We start from the raw sequence: 19,806 nt of genomic DNA, 5'->3' as shown, positions 1-19,806 counted from the left end.
TCGATGCAAGTTTTTCCTTGCCGAGATCGACACTACGGCATCCTCTCCGGTATTTGCAAGTGCTTTCTTGTGTGGCAAGATATTTCTTGACGCTCAACAATGGAAGGACCGCAATTGACTTGGGATATGTCCAAAGTGATAGGCCACAACGCCAGGGTGCGCCGCACAGAACTAGCCATGGACGTGGCAACCTTCGGCGCACGCATGGAAGAGGCACTAGGCCGACCATGGAAGCGACAGACGGTTTCCGCCATGGAGAACGGCGACAGGGCAATGACGGCCAACGACCTAGTGGCTATCGCTCACGTTCTTGAACAAACACCGGCGATGCTCCTGGTCCCTCCACTGGAGGCCGAAGACATCCAGGTGGGCAACTTGAGACTGGAACCTGCGGCGCTCATGACTGGATCAATGGCGCAGGAATCAGCGGCCCTACTAATCGAACTCATGGACGATGTACGCGACGTTTGGGGCGCCGCCGGCAGGGCAAAAATATTGATCGAGTCCCAAGTCATCGAGCAGTTGGAGTCGATCGACAACAGAATCACGGGTTATCTCGTGAACTACGGAAAGGGCTCATCCAATGGCGAAGGTGACTAGGCGGTGTGGATGCCGTGACGAGACGGGCAAGCAGTACGGGGCCAGCTGCCCCAAGCTCAAGAACTACCGGCACGGCACCTGGGGGTTCCGCCTGTCGGCCGGCTTTGACCCTATAAGCGGCAAACGCCGCTACCTGACCGACTACAGCTACACCTCATCCGGGGACGCTGAGGAGGCCATGCGGGAGGCTGAGAAGCAGCTCCGCGGGCAGGTCTACGACTTCAAGAAGACGACGGCCGCCGCGTACATCAACGAATGGCTCGAGGCCCAGGAACGCCACTCCCAGCTCAAGCCGTCAACGCTGCGCATGTACAAGAGCTACGTCGCCAAGGACATCGTCCCGGCGTTCGGTGCGAAGCTGCTGCTGCGGGATCTCCGCCGGGCCCATGTGGCAGGGCTCGTCAAGGGTCTGCAGGATGCCGGCCGCGGTGCGGTCACCATCAAGCGGATCCACGCGACCCTCTCCAGTGCGCTCACGGACGCCGTGCAGGATGGGCTGTTGGCCGAGAACGTGGCCGCCGGCGCACGGCTGCCCAAGGTCGATAAGAAGAAGATCCAAGTCTGGGAGCCATCCGACGCAGGCCGGTTCCTTGACGCGGCCACGGAGCACCGCATGGGCGCCCTGTTCGAGGTGGCCATCCTGTCCGGGATGCGCCGTGGGGAGCTGTGCGGGCTCCGCTGGCAGGACGTTGACCTGCCCAACCGGCGCATGGTCGTCCGTGTGCAGCTCGTCCAGGTCGGCAACAAGGTCGTTGAGGGCACCATCAAGACGGACGCCGGCCAGGACCGCGTGGTTGCCCTCTCAGACCGTGCCGTGGCCGCGCTGATCGCATGGCAGTTCCAGCAGGAGCAGGAACGCCACGCATGGGCTGACGCGTACACAGAGAGCGGCCGGGTGTTCACGTACGAGGATGGGCGCCAGCTCCGCCCGGGCTACGTGTCGAAGCTGTTCGAGCTGATGGTGGCCAAGCTCGGGCTGCCGATGATGCGGCTTCACGATCTGCGGCACCTGCACGCGTCGCTGATGCTCGCCAGCGGCCAAGACCTGGCCATCGTGTCCAAGTCCATGGGGCACTCGAACAGCCAGATCACCCGGGACCTGTACGCGCACATGGTGGGCGACGCGGCCCGCAACGCAGTCGAAGGTGCGGCGTCTCTGCTGCCTGCGCGCAGGACTGTGCTCACAAGTGTGATCACCGGGCAATAAAAAAGACCCGCCGGAACCTCCGAAGAGATCCCAGCGGGTCTAAATTTCCCGGAAATCCGGGGATGTGGCAGATGAGGGATTCGAACCCCCGTAGGCGTTGCCAGCTGATTTACAGTCAGCCCCCTTTGGCCGCTCGGGTAATCTGCCGAACTTCGAAAGAAGATCACTCACAGCCACCGATTCGAATTCGTTCCGGTAACCGCGAGCAAGACAACCTTACAGAACTTCTCGCCAAGAATCGAATCGAGCATCGGGAGGGCGGAAAATCCCCGGATTTCAGGCCTCGCCGAGGATCCTGCCGGCCAGTTTCGCCTCGAAGCGCGCGGCCTGCTCGGAGGTGATCTGGTTCAGTTCCACGGCACGCTGGAGGTCCAGGTGCACGCCTTCCATCCGCGCCGAGGCATTGGGCACGGGGCTGAGGACGATGGACGCCGCGACGGCGGCGGCCGCGACGGCGCCGGCGGCTGCCACTGCGGCAGTGCCGAGTGAACCTGCGGCGGCGCTGGCGGACCTGGTGACGTAGTGGACGGCCTTGTTGCTCACACTTACCTCCGACGATGGGCTGTTCCAACAGGTACAACTCTCTCCGGTCCGGCTTGGTTCCAGCCGCGCGTGTGCTGTGAGCGAACTGTGAAGACCGGGGGCGGCCCCAATCCGCAGCTTCCGTACTAGGCTGGATGGCAGACAAACCCGCCCTTCGCAGGGCCCCCAATCTAAGGAGAGTCATGGCAGGCGAATCCACATTCGACGTCGTCAGCAAGGTAGACAAGCAGGAAGTCGCCAACGCGCTCAACCAGTCCCAGAAGGAAATCGCGCAGCGCTACGACTTCAAGGGCGTCGGCGCTGAGATCGACTTCAGCGGCGAAAAGATCCTCATGAAGGCCAACTCGGAGGACCGCGTCCTGGCCGTCCTGGATGTCTTCCAGTCCAAGCTCATCAAGCGCGGCATTTCCCTGAAGTCCCTGGACCAGGGCGAGCCGTACCCTTCCGGCAAGGAGTACCGCCTGGAATGCTCCATCAAGGAAGGCATCGCGCAGGACCTCGCCAAGAAGATCAACAAGATCATCCGCGACGAAGCACCGAAGTCCGTCAAGTCCCAGATCCAGGGCGACGAACTCCGCGTCACCTCCAAGTCCCGCGATGACCTGCAGGAGACCATGAACATCCTCAAGAAGTTCGAAGAGGCCGATCTGCAGTTCGTGAACTTCCGCAGCTAGGATCCGCATTTCCCGAAAGCCGGGGAGCAGCGCCGGAACACCGGCACCGCTCCCCGGCTTTTGCCGTTCCGGCCCCCGGCCTACGCCAGCGGCCGGCCGGCCATCCGCTCCAGGCGGGCGATGCGCTCGCGCATCGGCGGATGCGTGGCGAACAGCTTGGTCATGGCGCCGCCACGGAACGGGTTGGCAATCATGAGGTGCGAGGTGTTGACAAGGCGCTGGTCCTGCGGGAGCGGCACCTGCCGCACACCCGATTCGATCTTGCTCAGGGCGGAGGCGAGCGCCAGCGGATCGCCGGTCAGCTCCGCGCCGTCCTCGTCGGCGTCGTACTCCCGCGTCCTGGAAATGGCGAGCTGGATCAGCGACGCCGCAAACGGCGCGAGGAAGGCCATGGCGATCATCGCGAGCGGGTTGGCGTTGCGCCGGTCCCCGCCGCCGAAGAACAGCAGCATCTGGCCCACCGAGGTGATGACGCCTGCGACGGCGGCCGCCACGGACGACGTCAGGATGTCGCGGTTGTAGACGTGCATGAGCTCGTGCCCCAGCACGCCGCGCAGTTCGCGCGTGTCCAGCAGGTGCAGGATGCCCTCGGTGCAGCAGACGGCCGCGTTCTTGGGGTTGCGGCCCGTGGCGAAGGCGTTGGGGTTCATGGTGGGCGAAACGTAGATCCGCGGCATCGGCTGATTGGCCCGCACGGAGAGCTCGCGCACGATCTGGTAGAGCTGCGGCGCCTGCGCCTCGGTCACCGGGTAGGCGGCCATGGAGCGGATGGCGATCTTGTCGCTGTTCCAGTAGCCGTAGGCAGTGGTCGCGACGCCAATCAGGGCAAAGATCCAGATGGGCGCGGAGCTGCGCATGCCGGCGCCGATCACGGCGCCCAGGCCAAGGAGCACCGCCCACAGGACGCCGAACAGGGCTGCGGTCTTGAGGCCGTTGTTGTGCTTGTGCACTGTGGTCCTTTCCAAGCGTGGTGGCTCTAGGGGTTAAACGTCGACGACGGCCGCCATGTTCCGGCTCAGGGCAGCGGATGCGCGGCGTCGTACTTCACGAATCCGGGCTGCCGGCGCGAGGCGAACCATGCCAGCCCGATGCAGAGCAGCCCGCCGAGCAGCAGCACCCAGCCTTCCCTGAGGAACTGGGTGAGGCCGCCGGACAGCATGTCCCCCACGCGGGGCCCGCCGGCCACCACCACGATGAACACGCCCTGCAGCCGTCCGCGCATGTGGTCCGGGGTGGCCGACTGCAGGATGGTGGTGCGGAAGACGGCACTGACGGAGTCGGCGATGCCGGCGAGCGCGCAGCACAGGGCCGCCGGAAGCAGCCAGAAGGTCACGCCGCCGCGGCCGGAGTCGCCCGCAAGCAGCACCACCAGGCCAAAGGCCGATATCGAGGCTCCCCAGCCCATCACTGACCACACCACGGCGCTGCCCTGCCGCCGGACCCGGCCCAACGGCCCGGAGAAGAGCCCGGCCAGAAAGGCCCCCACCGCCGTCGCGGCCAGCAGGACGCCCACGGTGGTCTCGCCGCCGCCGATCATGACGGCGCCGATTGCAGGCATGAGTGCGCGGGGCTGGGCGCAGATCATGGCGATGAGGTCGATGATGAAGGTCATGCGGACGTTCGGGCGCGTGCCCAGGAAGCGGAAGCCCTCGACGACGGAGCGCAGCCCGGGCCGCGAGGCGTCCTTGGACGGCGGCAGGGCCGGGAGCTTCAGCAGCCCCCACAGCGCGAACGTGAAGCTGAGGACGTCGATCGTGTACGTCCAGCCGAAGCCGATGGATGCCACCAGGACACCCGCCAGCAGCGGACCGGCCGTCATGGACAGGCCGAACGTGAGCATGCTCAGGGCGTTGGCCGCCGGGAGCAGTTCCTTGCGGACCAGCAGTGGGATGATGGCGCTGCGGGCGGGGCCGTTGATGCCCTGCGCCCCGCTCTGGACGGCCACCAGGGCGTACAGGATCCACACGTTGCCGATTTCGAGCCAGGCCTGGAGCGCAAGGCAGGCGGTGGTGGCCCACAGGACCAGGGAGGCCACCAGTGCCACCTTGCGGCGGTCGTAGGCGTCCGAGATGGAACCACCGAACAGGCCGGCCACCACCAGGGGCACCAGCGCGAAGATGCTCAGGAGCCCCACATAGAGGCTCTCCTGCGTCAGCCGGTACACCTCCAGGCTCACTGCCACCAGGGTGAGCTGGGAGCCGATGGCAGCCACCGAGGACCCGAGCCAAAGCCGGCGGAATGCCGGGCTCTCCTTGAGCGGGGTGATGTCTGCCAGTAGTTTCGCCACCGTCCAACCCTACCCACCGGGCACCGGGCCAGCGCCGGCCGCCCGCCAGGTGCCAAACACCTGCGGGCCGCCGGACGAATCCGCCGAGCGGGCTACTTCACCGTAACGTTCCTCGACGCCGCTCCACCCAGGCTGCTCTTCACCGTGACGTTCCCCGGGTTCGTGGCGACGTTGCTGAACGTGGCCTGGTAGCGTCCGCCGCCCTGGTTGGCGAGGGTCCCGATCTGCACGTTCGTTGCGGTGTTGAACACGGTGAGAGTGGCCGATGCATTGGTGCTGGTGGCTTCGACCATCAGGGTCCGCTTGTTGGCGTCGTATTCGGCCCGCTGGATGGCCACAGTGTCCGCCGCCGGCGGTGGCGACGCCGGGGCAACTGAGAGGAACACAAACCGGTTGTCGCCGCCCAGGGTCGCGGTGATGACCACGGTGAAGGAGGACGTCACGGGCTGCGTCGTCACCGTGAACGTGGCGCTCGTCTGGCCCGCGGCGACCGTGATGGATGCCGGCAGCGTCGCGACGGAGGGCTGGCTGTTGGCGAGGCCGATGGTTGTCCCACCTGCCGGCGCAGGCAGCGTGATCGATACGGTGCCTGTCGCCGGGCTTCCACCGGTCACATTCGCGGGATTCACCGAGAATCCGGAGAGCGCCGGCGGGTTTGTGGTGCCCGTGACGATGAAGCTGCGCACGGCCGAAAACGCGCCGGCACCGAAGGCGGCGTTAACGGCCTGAACACGCCAGAAGTAGGTTCCGTTCGCGAGGTTGTTCACGGTTGCCTGGGTGACATCACCCGGGGTGGTACCGACGGCGGCAGTCGTCGCGAAATTGGACACGGTGCTGACGGACCAGTTGTAGTGCGTGATGCCCACAGGGTCCGGAACCGCTGTCCACGAAATGGAAAACGGCGTGATGACCGATGCACCATCGGCCGGGCTGACCAGGGACGGTGTTCCCGGCGGCGCCGGGGGCGGCGCGGGGGCGTTGACGGTGATGCTGAACGTCCCGGTCGCAGACTGGCCCGCGGAGTCATTGACCCTCAAGGTGAAACTGAACGTCCCCGCCGCCGAGGGCGTGCCCTGGATGCGTCCGGGCGAGGCCTGCAGGGCCAGGCCCGGCGGAAGCGTCCCTGCGGTCTGCGCCCACGTGTACGGGGTTGTGCCGCCGTCGGCGAAGACCCCGACCGCGTAGGCGGCGCCGACAGTGCCGGCCGGGAGCTGGGGCGGACTGGTGATGACGAGTGGCCGTGCCTGGTTGATCGTGATGGTGAACTGGCGGGTGGTGCTGTTTCCAGCCTGGTCGGTGGCCCGCACCGTGAACGTCGAGACCTGCACCGTGGTGGGCCGGCCGGAGATGAGCCCCGACGCCGACGCAAAGTCGCTGAGCGCAAGGCCGGCGGGCAGGGCACCTGCCGCGATCGACCAGCGGTAGGGGGTGCCGTTCCCTCCTGTCGCGGTGACGAAGTTGTTGTAGTCGGTCCCGACGTTGCCGTCCGGGAGCGGCCGGTCATCAATGGCGAAGGCACTCGGCGGGGGCGGCGCGGTCACTGCGCAACCTGACAGTGTTGTGACCCGCGGCGTCGCCGAACCGTCATTGACGTCAACTGTGCAGTCGGCGGGCGGCGTGAAGGGGCTGCGATCAATGCGGAACTGCCCGCCGGAGTCGCTCCTGCCCATGATGACGCCATCGACGGTGATGTCGCGATTGGCGATGGCGGCACCCTCGATGCGCAGATTGGAGCCGCTGACCTCGGCTCGCGACACCGAGACCGCGGCGTACGCGGGGTCGACCATCACGAACGTCGAGACGAAGGCGAGCAGGAGCGCAGCGACGATCGCGGACTGCCGCATGAATCCCTCGAAAATTCTGGCCGAACCTGCTCTTACCATGGGATGCGCTCCGCCCTCCACCGGTCAGTCCGGCGGCAATGACACCATCCAAGCAGACTGCCCAAACCGGTGCAATGCGAAATTGGTACCGGATACTGCGCAGCTGAGTGTGTTCCCGTTTTCGCGGCCCTGCCGGGCTCATCGAAGTTAGCGTCACCTTATTATGAGCTGCTCATAATAAGTGGTTCACTGAATGCATGACAGAGCACAGGGCAGAGCAGGAAGCGTGGGCGGCGGCCCTGCATTCCCATGGCCGCCGCGTGACCAAACAGCGGCTGGCAGTCCTCGCCGCCGTCGAGCATCACCCGCATTCCCCGGCAGAAGGCATCCTCGCAGCCGCCCGCAAGGAACTCCCTGAACTGACGGCGCAGTCCGTATACGTGGTCCTCAGCGACCTGACGGACCTGCAGATGCTGCGCCGCTTCGAACCCCCGCACTCCCCCGCACTGTATGAAACCCGCGTGGGCGACAACCACCACCACGCCGTGTGCACCAGCTGCGGCCGGGTGGAGGACGTGGACTGCGCAGTGGGCCACGCCCCCTGCCTCACCCCGCACTGGGACGAGCGCTCCAAGCCCATGACCATCCAGATCGCCGACGTCCTGTACCAGGGCATCTGCCAGGACTGCCAGGCCAAACAACTGCTTCCCACCGAATCTCAAGAAACAAAGAAATAGGAGAACGATGACCGCGAACATCTCGACCACACAGTCGGGCGCACCCGTCACCTCGGACGCGCATTCCAAGTCCGTCGGCGCTGACGGTGCCATCATCCTGACCGACCACTACCTGGTGGAAAAGCTTGCCCAGTTCAACCGCGAGCGGGTCCCGGAGCGTGTTGTGCACGCCAAGGGTGGCGGCGCTTTCGGTACCTTCAGGACGTCCTCGGACGTCTCCAAGTACACCAAGGCAGCCCTGTTCCAGCCCGGCGTCGCGACGGACATGCTGATCCGTTTCTCCTCCGTCGCCGGCGAGAACGGCTCCCCGGACACCTGGCGCGACCCCCGTGGCTTCGCCGTCAAGTTCTACACCTCCGAAGGCAACTACGACCTCGTGGGCAACAACACCCCGGTGTTCTTCATCCGCGACGGCATCAAGTTCCCGGACTTCATCCACAGCCAGAAGCGCCTCCCGGGCACCCACCTGCGCGACGCCGACATGCAGTGGGACTTCTGGACCCTGTCCCCCGAGTCCGCACACCAGGTCACCTGGCTCATGGGCGACCGTGGCCTGCCGGCTTCCTGGCGTGAAATGCAGGGCTACGGCTCGCACACCTACCAGTGGATCAACGCCGAGGGCGAGCGCTTCTGGGTCAAGTACCACTTCCAGTCCAACCAGGGCGTCAAGACCATCTCCGGCGACGAAGCTGAGGCCCTGGCCGGCTCGGACGCCGACTTCTACATCCGCGACCTCCAGGAAAACATTGCCGCCGGCAACTTCCCGTCCTGGGAACTGCACGTCCAGGTCATGCCCTACGAGGACGCCAAGACGTACCGCTTCAACCCGTTCGACCTCACCAAGGTGTGGCCGCACGCGGACTACCCGCTGATCCACGTGGGCACCATGGAGCTGAACAAGAACCCGGAGAACTACTTCGCGCAGATCGAGCAGGCCACCTTCGCGCCATCGAACTTCGTGCCGGGCATCGCCGCTTCCCCGGACAAGATGCTGCAGGCCCGCATCTTCTCCTACGCGGACGCGCACCGCTACCGCGTGGGCACCAACCACGCCCAGATCCCTGTGAACCAGCCGAAGAACCAGGTCAACAACTACAGCCAGGACGGCGCCGGACGCTACCTGTTCAACGCCCCCTCGGTTCCGGTGTACGCACCGAACTCCGTGGGCGGCCCGGCTGCCGTTGAGCCGGCCGTTGCGGGCGGCGCCTGGGAGAACGACGGCGAGCTCACCCACGCCGCGCACTCCCTCCACGCCGAGGACGGCGACTTCGTCCAGGCCGGCGCCCTGTACCGCGATGTGTACGACGACGGCGCCAAGGCCCGCCTGCTGGACACCATCACCGGTGCCGTGGGCGGAGTGAAGAGCGCCGACATCAAGGAACGCGCCATCCAGTACTGGACCAACGTTGACGCCGGGCTCGGCGCCAAGCTGCGTGCCGAACTGGGCTGCTAGTTCCGGCCCAAGCCATGACCACCCCGCTGCGGACAACCCGCAGCGGGGTGGTCTGCTTTAAGGGGTTATCCACATGGACAACACCGGTTCTGGCCACGCCGCGTCTGCCGTCCCTAGGATTCCTTGCATGAGCACATTCGCAGGCATCCCGTCAGAGGCCTTCCGGTTCTACGCCGAGCTGGAGGCAAACAACAACCGTGAGTGGTGGCTGGCCCACAAGGGCACCTATGATTCCGCGGTGAAGGAACCCCTCACACTGCTGTTGGCGGAGCTGGAGCCGCAGTTCGGCCCGGCCAAGATCTTCCGGCCCAACCGGGACATCCGCTTCTCCCAGGACAAATCACCGTACAAGACCGCGCAAGGCGCCTTTGCCGCCACGCAGGAGGGCGTGGGCTTCTACCTCCAGATCAGCGCGGACGGGCTGCTGATCGGGGGCGGCTACCACTCCCACACCCCGGCGCAGCTCGCCCGCTTCCGCGCGGCCGCGGACGCCCCTGCCAGCGGCGAGGCCCTGCAGCAGATCGTGGACCAGGTTGCGGCCTCGGGATTCTCCGTTGAGGGCGAGAAACTCAAGACCGTGCCGCGCGGCTTCGACAAGGAGCATCCGCGGGCGGAGCTCCTCAAGCACAAATCCCTGTCAGCCGGCGTGGAGGTGGGCGAACCAGAATGGGTCTCGACGCCGGCAGCCAGGGAAGAGATCGCCGCCCGTTGGGAGAAACTCCGGCCGCTCGTGGAGTGGGTCAGCGAGCATGCCGCACCGTAGCTGGGACCGAACATAGGAAGCGCCCGGGTTCCCGGGCGCTTCCTATGTCAGGCAATCATTCGAGTCAGACCTTGCTGAAGCTGTCTTCGTCCTCGTCACTGGCCTCGTTGACAGTGCCCGAGACCGAAGCCTTGGCCGCCGCGAACTTCTCGTTCAGGCGGGAGTGGCGCCGGCCGTAGGCGAAGTAGATCGCCATGCCGATCGCGAGCCAGATGCCGAAGAAGATCCAGGTCTCCACGGCCAGGTTCGTCATCAGGTACAGGCAGAGGACAGCGGAAATCCAGGGCACTACCTTGCCGAACGGAACACGGAATGCCGGCTTCAGGTCCGGGCGCTTCTTGCGGAGCACCAGGATGCCCAGGCTGACCATCACGAACGCGGAGAGTGTGCCGATGTTGATCATTTCCTCCAGGAGGTCCACGTTGGTCAGACCAGCGACGAGCGCCACGGCTGCACCGCAGATGATCTGCAGGCGGGCCGGCGTCGCGCGCTTTTCGCTAGTCTTGGACAGCGAGCGGGGCAGCAGGCCGTCGCGGCTCATGGCCATGACCACGCGGGCCAGGCCCATGAGCAGGACCATGATCACGGTGGTAAGGCCCACCAGGGAGCCGAAGGCAATGACCTTGGCGGCGTCCGTGTTGCCGACTGCCTCGAAGGCCGTGGTCAGGGTGGGGTTCTCGGCAGCGGCCAGATCCTTGTAGGACACCATGCCGGTCAGCGCCAGGGAAACCAGGATGTAGAGGAAGGTCACTAGCGCCAGGCCGCCGAAGATGCCGCGGGGCAGCGTCTTCTGCGGGTTCTTGACTTCTTCCGCGGAGGTGGCCACCACGTCGAAGCCGATGAAGGCGAAGAACACGAGTGCCGCGCCGGCGAAGATGCCGAGCGTGCCGTACTGGGCAGGCACGGCACCGGTCAGGAAACCGAAGAAGGACTGCTTCATGACATCAGTGCCGGCGCCGTGGGCGGTCGGCTCGGAAGCCGGAACGAACGGCGCGTAGTTGGCGAACTTCACGTAGGAGAAGCCGACCACGATCACGAACAGCACCACGCCGATCTTGATGATGGTGAAGATGTTGCCCACGCGCGCGGACAACTTGGTGCCCAGGACGAGGAGCACGGTGAAGATCGCGACAATCAGGAAGGCGCCCCAGAAGAGGTCCACCCCGCCGATGCTGATGGACGGAGGCATGTCCACGCCCATCAGCGCGAACACCTTGCTGAGGTAGATGCCCCAGTACTTGGCAATGACGGCAGCAGCAGTGAACAGCTCCAGAATCAGGTTCCAGCCGATGATCCACGCAAGAACCTCGCCCATGGTGGCATAGGTGAAGACGTAGGCCGAGCCCGCGACGGGGATGGCGGTGGCGAATTCGGCGTAGCACATGATCGCCAGGGCGCACGTGACAGCGGCAACGGCGAAGGAGATGGTGACGGCAGGGCCTGCGAAGTTGGCTGCAGCCTTGGCGCCCACCGAGAAGATCCCGGCGCCGACAGCAACGGCGACGCCCATGATCATCAGGTCCCAGGTACTGAGGGAGCGCTTGAGTTTGCGTCCGGGTTCATCGGCGTCGGATATTGACTGCTCGATTGACTTGGTCCGGAAAATATTCATAGAGGGGTCCACAATCTTGAGGGTGTTTAGAAACGGACTCATCAAGAATAATGTCCACCCACTGGACGGCCACAATTATCCCAAATAGTGAGATTCTGCCAGCCTGGTGTGATACCTCCGGGACTGGAGTGGCGTGTGGGGCGAATCGGGTGCTTTCAGAGGCCGGGCACGTCCCAGTCCATGAGGGTGGACCGGATCAGGAACCGCTTGCCTTCCGGCGCCTCCACGGAGAAGCCGCTGCCGCGCCTTGGACCACATCCACGGTCAGGTGGGTGTGGGACCAGTAGCTGAACTGTTCCTTGGACATCCAGAACTCCAGGGGGCGCGGGTTCCCTGGGCTGCCAAGGTCGAACCGCCCCAGCAGCACGTCCGAGCCGCCGGTCAGGAACTCCCCCGCCGGGTAGCACATTGGCGCGGACCCGTCGCAGCAGCCGCCGGATTGGTGGAACATGAGCGGGCCGTGCTGGGACCAAAGCTTGCTGAGCAGTTCCACGGAGGCCGCGGTGAGCGCCACCCGGGAGAAGTCCTCCCCGGGCAGCGTCACCGCGGCTTCCAGCGTGATGTGGGGCATCAGAACCTCAGTACCACGCGGCCGTCGATCTTGGCGTGCTTCATTTCATCGAAGACGGCGTTGACCTCGGACAGCTCGCGGGTGGAGACCGTGGGGTGGATCTTGCCCTGTGCGTAGAAGTCCAGTGCCTCTTCGAGGTCCTGCCGGGTGCCCACGATGGAGCCGCGGACGGTCAGTCCCTTGAGGACGATCTCGAAGATCGGTGCGGGGAAGTCGCCGGGCGGCAGGCCGTTGAAGACGATCGTCCCGCCGCGGCGCGCCATGCCGATGGCCTGCCCGAAGGCGGAGGGGTGGACCGCCGTCACAAGGACGCCGTGGGCGCCGCCGGTCTCGCGCTGGATGACCTCGACGGGATCCTCTTTGAGGGCGTTGACCGTCAGCTCTGCCCCATGCTGCTTGGCGAGGGCGAGTTTGTCGTCGGCGATGTCGACGGCGGCCACGCGCAGCCCCATGGCGACGGCGTACTGGACGGCGATGTGGCCGAGGCCGCCGATGCCGGAGATGGTCACCCATTGTCCGGGCCTGGCCTCGGTCATTTTCAGGCCTTTGTACACCGTCACGCCGGCGCACAGCACGGGCGCGACCTCCACGGGATCCGAACCTTCCGGGATCCTGGCCGCGAAACGGGTGTTGACGAGCATGTACTCGCCGAAGGAGCCGTCGACGCCGTAGCCGGCGTTCTGCTGTGACTCACACAGCGTTTCCCAGCCGGTCCGGCAGTATTGGCATTCGCCACAGGCCGACCACAGCCAGGCGTTGCCCACGAGGTCGCCGACCGCAAGGTCCTTGACGCCCTCGCCGAGTTCAACAACTTCGCCCACGCCTTCATGCCCGGGGACGAGCGGAAGTTTGGGCTTGACCGGCCAGTCCCCTTCCGCGGCGTGGAGGTCGGTGTGGCAGACGCCCGAGGTGATGAGGCGGACCAGCGCCTCGCCGGGACCCGGCGTCGGGCGTTCAATTTCCTGGATCTGCAGTTCACGGCCGAATTCGGTGACTACTGCTGCGTGCATCGTCGTCATTGGCGATTCTCCTTGGATGGTGCGGTTGGGTGGTGCTTTGGATAGGCGGGGCGGGCCAGCGACAGCCCGCCCCGCCGGTCTATGGGCCTGGCCTAGAAGAAGCCGAGCTTGTTCTCGTTGTAGCTGACCAGGAGGTTCTTGGTCTGCTGGTAGTGGTCCAGCATCATGGCGTGGTTCTCACGTCCGATGCCCGAGGACTTGTAGCCGCCGAACGCGGCACCTGCCGGGTAGGCGTGGTAGTTGTTGATCCAGACGCGGCCGGCCTGGATTTCGCGGCCGGCGCGGTAGGCGACGTTGCCGTTGCGGGACCAGACGCCGGCGCCGAGGCCGTACAGGGTGTCGTTGGCGAGGCCGATAGCATCGTTGTAGTCGCTGAACTTCGCGACCGAGACCACGGGGCCGAAGATCTCCTCCTGGAAGATCCGCATGCGGTTGTGGCCTTCGAAGATGGTCGGCTGGACGTAGTAGCCGCCGGCCAGGTCTCCGGGGAGTTCGGCACGGGCACCGCCGGTGAGGACCTTGGCGCCTTCCTGCTTTCCGATGTCGATGTAGGAGAGGATCTTCTCCAGCTGGTCGTTGGAGGCCTGGGCGCCGATCTGCGTGTCCGTGTCCAGCGGGTTGCCCTGGATGATCTTGTTGGTGCGGGCCACGGCGTCGGCCAGGAAGGAATCGTAGATGCCCTCCTGAACCAGGGCCCGGGACGGGCAGGTGCAGACTTCGCCCTGGTTGAAGGCGAACAGCGTGAAGCCTTCCTGGGCCTTGTCATAGAAGGCATCGTTCTGCGCGGCGACGTCGTCGAAGAAGATGTTCGGGCTCTTGCCGCCGAGTTCCAGCGTGACGGGGATGAGGTTGTTGGAGGCGTACTGGCTGATCAGCCGGCCCGTGGTGGTCTCACCCGTGAAGGCGATCTTGCGGATCCGCGGGCTGGAAGCGAGCGGCTTGCCGGCCTCGACACCGAAACCGTTGACCACGTTGACGACGCCGGCGGGCAGGAGGTCGCCGATCAGTTCCATCAGCACCAGGATGGAAGACGGGGTCTGCTCGGCGGGCTTGAGCACGACGGCGTTGCCGGCGGCCAGCGCCGGGGCCAGCTTCCAGACGGCCATGAGGATGGGAAAGTTCCAGGGGATGATCTGGCCCACGACGCCGAGCGGCTCGCGGAAGTGGTAGGCCGTGGTGTCCTCGTCGAGCTGGGTCAGGCTGCCTTCCTGGGCGCGGACGGCGGAGGCGAAGTAGCGGAAGTGGTCGGCGGCCAGCGGGATGTCCGCGTTCAGGGTTTCCCGGACCGGCTTCCCGTTGTCCCAGGACTCGGCAACGGCCAGCAGTTCGACGTTCTCGTCGATGCGGTCCGCGATCTTGTTCAGGATGGCCGCGCGTTCCGTGGCCGAGGTCTTGCCCCAGGACGGGGCGATCTTGTGCGCGGCGTCCAGGGCCAGTTCGATGTCCTCCGCCGTGCCGCGGGCAACCTCACAGAAGGCCTTGCCGGTGACCGGGGTGATGTTCTCGAAGTACTGGCCCTTGACCGGGGCCACCCACTCCCCGCCGATCCAGTTCTCATAGCGGTCCTTGAACGTGACCTTCGAACCTTCGGTACCGGGCTGTGCGTAAACGGTCATTGCGAGCTCCTTTGCTACGGCATCTGATGCACCGAGCCTAGGAGCGGGGAGGTTGCAGCCAGGTTGCAACCCCGTGAGCCAGCTCACATTCAGGCCGAGAGTTCCGTTTCGAGGCGTTCAAGATCGGCGACGACGGCGGCCCGCTTGGGCGAGCGCGGCGGCAGGAGCCGCAGGGCGGCACGCCGGACCTCGACGTCGTCCGCTGCCTCGGGCAGCTCAGCGTACTGCAGCAGCGACTCGGCGCTGCCGTCCGCAAGGAGTGCCTCGCGCAGGAGCATGGCGACGCGCCCGCGCAGCTGCACGATGCCCGGCGCCTCGGAGCGTGGCAGGACCGCGCCCTTGTAGATTTCCAGGGCAATCCGGTGCGCGCCGCGCTGCAAGCAGCTGAGGACCTGCGCGGAGTCGGGGAACAGTTCCACGGAGAGCTTGTAAGGCCGGGATTCGGGGACGGCCGCCGGGCTGAGCTGCTGGATGACCTTGCGCAGCCGCACCATCTCGGCCCGCAACGTCACTGTGGACCCCCCGCCTGTGGACCCCTCGCCCGGGTAGAGCTGCGCGGACAGCTCCTCGGCGCTGAGACCTGCCGGGTGGCTGCCCAGCAGCGCCAGGATTTCGCTGTGCCGGGCCGAGAGCGCGACGGTCCGGCCCTCGATGCTCAGCAGGGCCTGGTCCCTGCCCAGAAGCTGCAGGCTGTTCCGGTACAGCGCACCCGAGGTGCCGGCCGGGACCGACGGCGAGCTCCGGCGTCGGGTACTTGTCCGGGCGGCCGCGGACTGGAGCCGCTCGATGCGCAACTGGGCCTGGGCCGCGGCCACCGTCGCCTCCACGAGTGACAGCGTGTGCGGGGCCACGGCGGTTTCCGTGCCGGTGATGTCCACAACGCCCAGCAGTGCGCCCGAGTCGGGGTCGTGGAAGGGAACGGCAGTGCAGCTCCACGGGTGCACCGAGCGGGTGTAGTGCTCCGCGCCCGAAATCTGGATGCTGCGGTCGAGGGCAAGGGCGGTTCCCGGGGCGCTGGTCCCCACGGAGGCCTCCGACCAGTCGGCACCTTCCACGAACATCATGCCCTCGGCCCGGCGCTGCAGGACCGGATCGCCGCCCACCCAGAGCAGCCGCCCGACGTCGTCCCCCACCGCCACCAGCAGCCCGCTGTCATGGCTGGGCTGGACGAGGAGCTTCCGGATGACCGGCATGATGGTGGCCAGGGGATGCCGGCGGCGGTATTCCTCCAGCTCGGCCCGGTCCATGGCGAGCGGCGCCTCGGCGGCATCGGGGTTGGCCTGGTGCCGCACGGAGCGCTGCCAGGATTCGCGGATCAGGCGCCGCAGCCCGGGCAGCTCGGCGGAATCCGGCAGGACCGCGGAATCCGGCAGGAGCAGGCGGCGGGGATCCAGGAGTTCATGGCCGGCCCGGGCATGGCTTTGCAGCAGCTCCGGGGCGCGGCCGCCCGGAGCTGCCGGATGGATCAGGTTCCTCATCGAACTCCCATTGCCCAGTGCAGCGTCGTCCGGAAAGTTTAGCCCGGTCTCCGGCGTTTGGATACGGCCCAGGCATCCGGCTGGGCGGCCAGGAACGCAGCCGTATCCTCCGCAACGCGTTCCGGGACTTCCCACAGGACAAGGTGGCCGGTGGACTCGTACATCTTGAGCCGGGAGGAACGGATGCGCGCCGCGAGCGCTTCCTGGTGCCTGCGCGGCAGGAGGGAATCGTGCGCGCCCCAGAGGATGAGCGTGGGGACGTCGATGGTGCCGGCTTCGGTGGGCGGCACCGCCTCGCACAGGCCGTGCAGGATGGCCTTCCAGGCGTGGGCTGGCATGGCCGTGCCGTCCCGGATCCGGTCCTCGATGTACCAGGCGGGCACAGTGTGCAGCAGGCGGAACCAGCTGAGGGATTCGCGCACCCAGTCCGGGTCGACCGGGTCGGTGAGCTGCTCGACGTCGTCCGCGAACGCCGGGCGCCCCTTCAGGCTCAGCGGCGAACCCACCAGGACAAGCGCGGCGACGGTCTCCGGGTGCGTGACGGCGAGCTGCTGGGCCACATAGCCGCCGCTGGAGGAGCCGAGCACATAGGCTTCCGGGATACCCAGGGCTTCCAGGAGGGCGGCGACGTCCTCGGCCTGCTCCTCCAGCGAGTAGCCATCCGCGGGCTTCGCGGCCTCGCCCTGCCCGCGCAGGTCCGGAGCGATGATGGCGAGCGCGTCGCTGCCCTCGCGGAGCAGGGGAATCAGGCGGTCGAAGCAGTGCCGCGACTCGCCCCAGGGGTGGAGCAAAAGCAGCGGGAGGCCGGCCGCACGGCCGTGAACAAGGCGGCCGTCGACAAAACAGGGCACGGTGATGCCGGTGCGGAGCCTGAGCTCGCGGACCGTGGAGTCCATAGGGTCAGGGTAGGCCGGGCGCCTCGCGGCGGGAAGTGCAGTCGGCGACCAGGAACGGCAGCGTCAGCCGCGGTCAGCCACGGGAAATCTCGATCATTTCCTCGCGCGGGACGACCTTGACGCGTTCGCGCACGACGCCGGAGCCGGACTCCGCTTCGGTCCATGCGGTTCCGAGGGCTGCTTCGTGCGCATCGAGCTTGTTCCACCCTTCCCAGGTGATGTATTCGATGCCGCGGGATTCGAGGAGTTCGATGATGGCGTGCGGGTCCGGGTTTTCCGCCGGGGGAAGCGTCAGCCGGTCCTCCAGCAGGCAGCCGATGGTCTCCAGGGCGTCGCCCTTGGTGTGGCCGATCAGGCCGACGGGGCCGCGCTTGATCCAGCCGGTGGCGTAGATGCCGGGAACGGCCTGGCCGGAGGCATCCAGCACCCGGCCGGCGTCGTTGGGGATGACGCCGCGCTTGGCATCGTACTCCAGCTCATCCAGCGGGGAACCGTGGTAGCCGATGGCCCGGTAGACGGCCTGGACGGGGTAGTCCACAAATTCGCCCGTGCCCTTGACGTTCCCGGTGCCGTCCAGCTGCATGCGCTCGAACTTGATGCCGGACACCTTGCCGCTGCCGTCTTCCGAGACGATTTCCACCGGGCTGTGCAGGAAGTGCAGGTGCAGGCGGCGGGACGAGGGCTGCTCGGACTCGGCGTGCTCCTCGACCAGCCAGTTGGTCATGGTGTTGACCATGGTCTTGATCTGGTTGTTGCTGCGGATGGCCTCGTCCGAGGCCTCGTCGAATTCGAAGTCCTCCGGGTACAGCACGATGTCCACGTCCTTGCAGTGGGACAGCTCGCGCAGTTCCAGCGGCGTGAACTTCACCTGGGCCGGGCCGCGGCGGCCGAAGACGTGCACATCCGTGACCGGGGAGTTCTTCAGTCCCTGGTAGACGTTGTCCGGGATCTCGGTGACCAGCAGCTCGTCGGCATGCTTGGCGAGCATGCGGGCCACATCCAGGGCCACGTTGCCGTTGCCGATCACGGCGATTTCCCTGGCATCCAGGGGCCAGTGGCGCGGGACGTCCGGGTGGCCGTCGTACCAGGAGACGAAGTCGGCGCCGCCGAACGAACCCTCAAGCTCCACGCCGGGGACGTTCAGCGCGGCGTCCTTGATGGCGCCGGTGGAGAAGATGACGGCGTCGTAGAAGGCCCGAATGTCATGCAGGGTGAGGTCCCGGCCGTACGTGACGTTGCCGAGGAAGCGGATGTCGCCGCGGTCCAGGACCTTGTGCAGGGCGTTGACGATGCCCTTGATGCGGGGGTGGTCCGGAGCCACGCCGTAACGGATCAGGCCGTAGGGCGCCGGGTAAGCCTCAAAGAGGTCGATGCTGACTTCGACGTCGCCGTCCTTGACCTCGTTGGACTTGGTCAGGATGTCCGCCGCATAGACGCCGGCCGGGCCTGCACCGATGATGGCGATGCGCAGCGGACGTTGGGGGGTGGATTCGGCTGAGTTGGACACCGGGAGCCCTTCTGAAGCTGCGAGACTGCGCCAGATTGTTTCGCGCACAGCTCCCCATTCTAAATGTCCGCAGAATCCTGAGGGGACTGCCGTGACACAGATCGCAGCCACACGGGCATTTTCTAGGAGCATCGCGAGTCATTGACAGATTCCGCGTGGAGGATCACGCTGTGGGGAGCGGAGGTCGAACCTAGCAGGCCATGACCGACAGGGGTACGTTCATGATTCCCGGAATTCGCACTATTCCACAGCCGAAGCTGTCCCGCCGGCAGTTCGGCCTGGTGCTGGGCGGTGGTGCGGTCCTGCTGGTGGCTGGCGGTGCCTACGGTGTTGTTGCGAGGACCCAGCCCAGCACAGGACCGACTGCCGCGACGCCCTTCGGAACGCTGCGGCTGGTCCGTGCAGGACGCCTGGCCAGGCTGGACGCTGATGGCCAGCCAGCCGCTCACACAGCGCATGCGGCTCTTGCCCGCTTGGCCGCTGCGGGCAGCCCGGTTCCGGGTTTCAACTACGTGTCCGCCCTCAAGGCAGACCACGGCAGCCACACGGACGGCCACGGCGAGGCGGGCGGCGCCGGCTCCCCCTGGCCGCAGCCGGCGAACCTCACCTGGGGCGACGTCGTCGTCCTTGAGCTGGAACTGCACAACAACCGGCCGGAGCCGATGCTGTTTGCGCCGGGACAACTCCGCCTGAAGCTGAGCGATGCGGGCTCGGCCGCCACAACAGTGACACCCCAGGACACCGGCCGCAGTCCCGGGACCCTGGCTCCCGGCGCCACAGAGCTGATCTGGATCAGCTACCTGGCGCCCCCGGATGCGTCCGAGCTGCAGCTCGAATACACGGACCCGCAGCAAGACTTCAAGACGGCCTTGCCGCTGATGCCCGTCATGATGTCCAAGGTGCGGCCATGAGCACGCTGGAGATACACATCAATGAGGGTTTCCTGCCCATGGTGGACGGGTCCTTGGTATACCACCGGGGCTTCGGTGACCGCCCGACGTCGTCCGCTGATCCAGCGCC

The 19,806-nt window shown here is 66.3% G+C and carries 17 protein-coding genes, 1 tRNA gene and 1 pseudogene; 7 read left to right on the top strand and 12 right to left on the bottom strand.

Features of this window, described 5'->3' with window-relative positions; all coding sequences use genetic code 11:
• The first annotated feature begins 114 nt into the window (after positions 1 to 114).
• Both J1902_RS16760 and J1902_RS16755 read left to right on the top strand, forming a co-directional pair.
• The gene (locus J1902_RS16760) at positions 115 to 600 is read left to right on the top strand and encodes a hypothetical protein (RefSeq protein WP_207617452.1); all 486 of its coding nucleotides are present in this window, start codon (positions 115 to 117) and stop codon (positions 598 to 600) included.
• A complete protein-coding gene (locus J1902_RS16755) occupies positions 584 to 1,807 on the top strand; it encodes a tyrosine-type recombinase/integrase (protein WP_207617451.1) in 1,224 nt (407 codons plus the stop codon). Before J1902_RS16760 ends, J1902_RS16755 begins: the two co-directional genes overlap by 17 nt.
• Before the next feature lie 65 nt (positions 1,808 to 1,872).
• Here J1902_RS16755 and J1902_RS16750 read toward each other — a convergent pair.
• Together J1902_RS16750 and J1902_RS16745 are read right to left on the bottom strand one after the other, a co-directional pair.
• Positions 1,873 to 1,954 (bottom strand) — tRNA-Tyr (locus tag J1902_RS16750).
• 129 nt (positions 1,955 to 2,083) lie between these two features.
• A complete protein-coding gene (locus J1902_RS16745) occupies positions 2,084 to 2,350 on the bottom strand; it encodes a hypothetical protein (protein ID WP_207617450.1) in 267 nt (88 codons plus the stop codon).
• A gap of 182 nt (positions 2,351 to 2,532) precedes the next feature.
• Between J1902_RS16745 and J1902_RS16740 the strand changes: the two genes are divergently transcribed.
• A complete protein-coding gene (locus J1902_RS16740; RefSeq protein WP_207617449.1) occupies positions 2,533 to 3,024 on the top strand; it encodes a YajQ family cyclic di-GMP-binding protein in 492 nt (163 codons plus the stop codon).
• 80 nt (positions 3,025 to 3,104) lie between these two features.
• Here J1902_RS16740 and htpX read toward each other — a convergent pair whose 3' ends face one another.
• The 3 genes from htpX to J1902_RS16725 form a co-directional block, all read right to left on the bottom strand.
• The gene (htpX, locus tag J1902_RS16735; RefSeq protein WP_207617448.1) at positions 3,105 to 3,974 is read right to left on the bottom strand and encodes a zinc metalloprotease HtpX; all 870 of its coding nucleotides are present in this window, start codon (positions 3,972 to 3,974) and stop codon (positions 3,105 to 3,107) included.
• Between the two features lie 65 nt (positions 3,975 to 4,039).
• On the bottom strand, positions 4,040 to 5,311 hold the full coding sequence (locus J1902_RS16730) for an MFS transporter (RefSeq protein WP_207617447.1): 1,272 nt from the start codon (positions 5,309 to 5,311) through the stop codon (positions 4,040 to 4,042).
• Positions 5,312 to 5,403: 92 nt separating this feature from the next.
• On the bottom strand, positions 5,404 to 7,155 hold the full coding sequence (locus J1902_RS16725; protein ID WP_207617446.1) for an Ig domain-containing protein: 1,752 nt from the start codon (positions 7,153 to 7,155) through the stop codon (positions 5,404 to 5,406).
• A 236-nt stretch (positions 7,156 to 7,391) separates the two neighbouring features.
• Here J1902_RS16725 and J1902_RS16720 point away from each other — a divergent pair, with 236 nt between their 5' ends.
• The 3 genes from J1902_RS16720 to J1902_RS16710 all read left to right on the top strand — a co-directional run bounded on the left by J1902_RS16720 (position 7,392) and on the right by J1902_RS16710 (position 10,087).
• A complete protein-coding gene (locus J1902_RS16720) occupies positions 7,392 to 7,871 on the top strand; it encodes a Fur family transcriptional regulator (protein ID WP_207617445.1) in 480 nt (159 codons plus the stop codon).
• Between the two features lie 7 nt (positions 7,872 to 7,878).
• Positions 7,879 to 9,324, top strand: coding sequence for a catalase (locus J1902_RS16715; RefSeq protein ID WP_207617444.1), 1,446 nt, complete (start codon positions 7,879 to 7,881; stop codon positions 9,322 to 9,324).
• A gap of 127 nt (positions 9,325 to 9,451) precedes the next feature.
• Positions 9,452 to 10,087 (top strand): DUF2461 domain-containing protein, encoded by a 636-nt coding sequence (locus tag J1902_RS16710; protein WP_207617443.1) that lies wholly within the window; start codon positions 9,452 to 9,454, stop codon positions 10,085 to 10,087.
• 64 nt (positions 10,088 to 10,151) lie between these two features.
• Here the strand turns inward: J1902_RS16710 and J1902_RS16705 are convergent, their stop codons facing one another.
• The 7 genes and pseudogenes from J1902_RS16705 to J1902_RS16675 form a co-directional block, all read right to left on the bottom strand.
• Positions 10,152 to 11,699, bottom strand: a complete 1,548-nt coding sequence (locus J1902_RS16705; protein ID WP_207617442.1) for an APC family permease — start codon at positions 11,697 to 11,699, stop codon at positions 10,152 to 10,154.
• Positions 11,700 to 11,854: 155 nt separating this feature from the next.
• Positions 11,855 to 12,270, bottom strand: a pseudogene (locus J1902_RS16700) (DUF779 domain-containing protein).
• Entirely contained in the window at positions 12,270 to 13,280 is a 1,011-nt protein-coding gene (gene adhP / locus J1902_RS16695; RefSeq protein ID WP_207617466.1) for an alcohol dehydrogenase AdhP, read from the bottom strand. Before adhP ends, J1902_RS16700 begins: the two are co-directional and overlap by 1 nt.
• A 101-nt stretch (positions 13,281 to 13,381) precedes the next feature.
• On the bottom strand, positions 13,382 to 14,905 hold the full coding sequence (exaC, locus tag J1902_RS16690) for an acetaldehyde dehydrogenase ExaC (RefSeq protein WP_207617441.1): 1,524 nt from the start codon (positions 14,903 to 14,905) through the stop codon (positions 13,382 to 13,384).
• Positions 14,906 to 14,994: 89 nt separating this feature from the next.
• Positions 14,995 to 16,383 carry a GAF domain-containing protein gene (locus J1902_RS16685; protein WP_207617440.1) on the bottom strand — a complete coding sequence of 463 codons (1,389 nt, stop codon included), beginning with the start codon at positions 16,381 to 16,383 and terminating at the stop codon, positions 14,995 to 14,997.
• A gap of 38 nt (positions 16,384 to 16,421) precedes the next feature.
• Positions 16,422 to 17,279 carry an alpha/beta fold hydrolase gene (locus J1902_RS16680; RefSeq protein WP_207617439.1) on the bottom strand — a complete coding sequence of 286 codons (858 nt, stop codon included), beginning with the start codon at positions 17,277 to 17,279 and terminating at the stop codon, positions 16,422 to 16,424.
• Between the two features lie 73 nt (positions 17,280 to 17,352).
• On the bottom strand, positions 17,353 to 18,786 hold the full coding sequence (locus J1902_RS16675) for an FAD-dependent oxidoreductase (RefSeq protein ID WP_207617438.1): 1,434 nt from the start codon (positions 18,784 to 18,786) through the stop codon (positions 17,353 to 17,355).
• Between the two features lie 221 nt (positions 18,787 to 19,007).
• Here J1902_RS16675 and J1902_RS16670 point away from each other — a divergent pair, with 221 nt between their 5' ends.
• Entirely contained in the window at positions 19,008 to 19,697 is a 690-nt protein-coding gene (locus J1902_RS16670) for a DUF4352 domain-containing protein (protein ID WP_207617437.1), read from the top strand.
• The last annotated feature ends 109 nt before the right edge of the window (positions 19,698 to 19,806 follow it).

This window comes from Arthrobacter cavernae (assembly GCF_017368795.1).
In the GTDB taxonomy this organism is placed as follows: Bacteria; Actinomycetota; Actinomycetes; order Actinomycetales; family Micrococcaceae; genus Arthrobacter; species Arthrobacter cavernae.
Note: the sequence above shows the minus strand (reverse complement) of the source record. Positions and strands in the feature narration are given on the sequence as shown.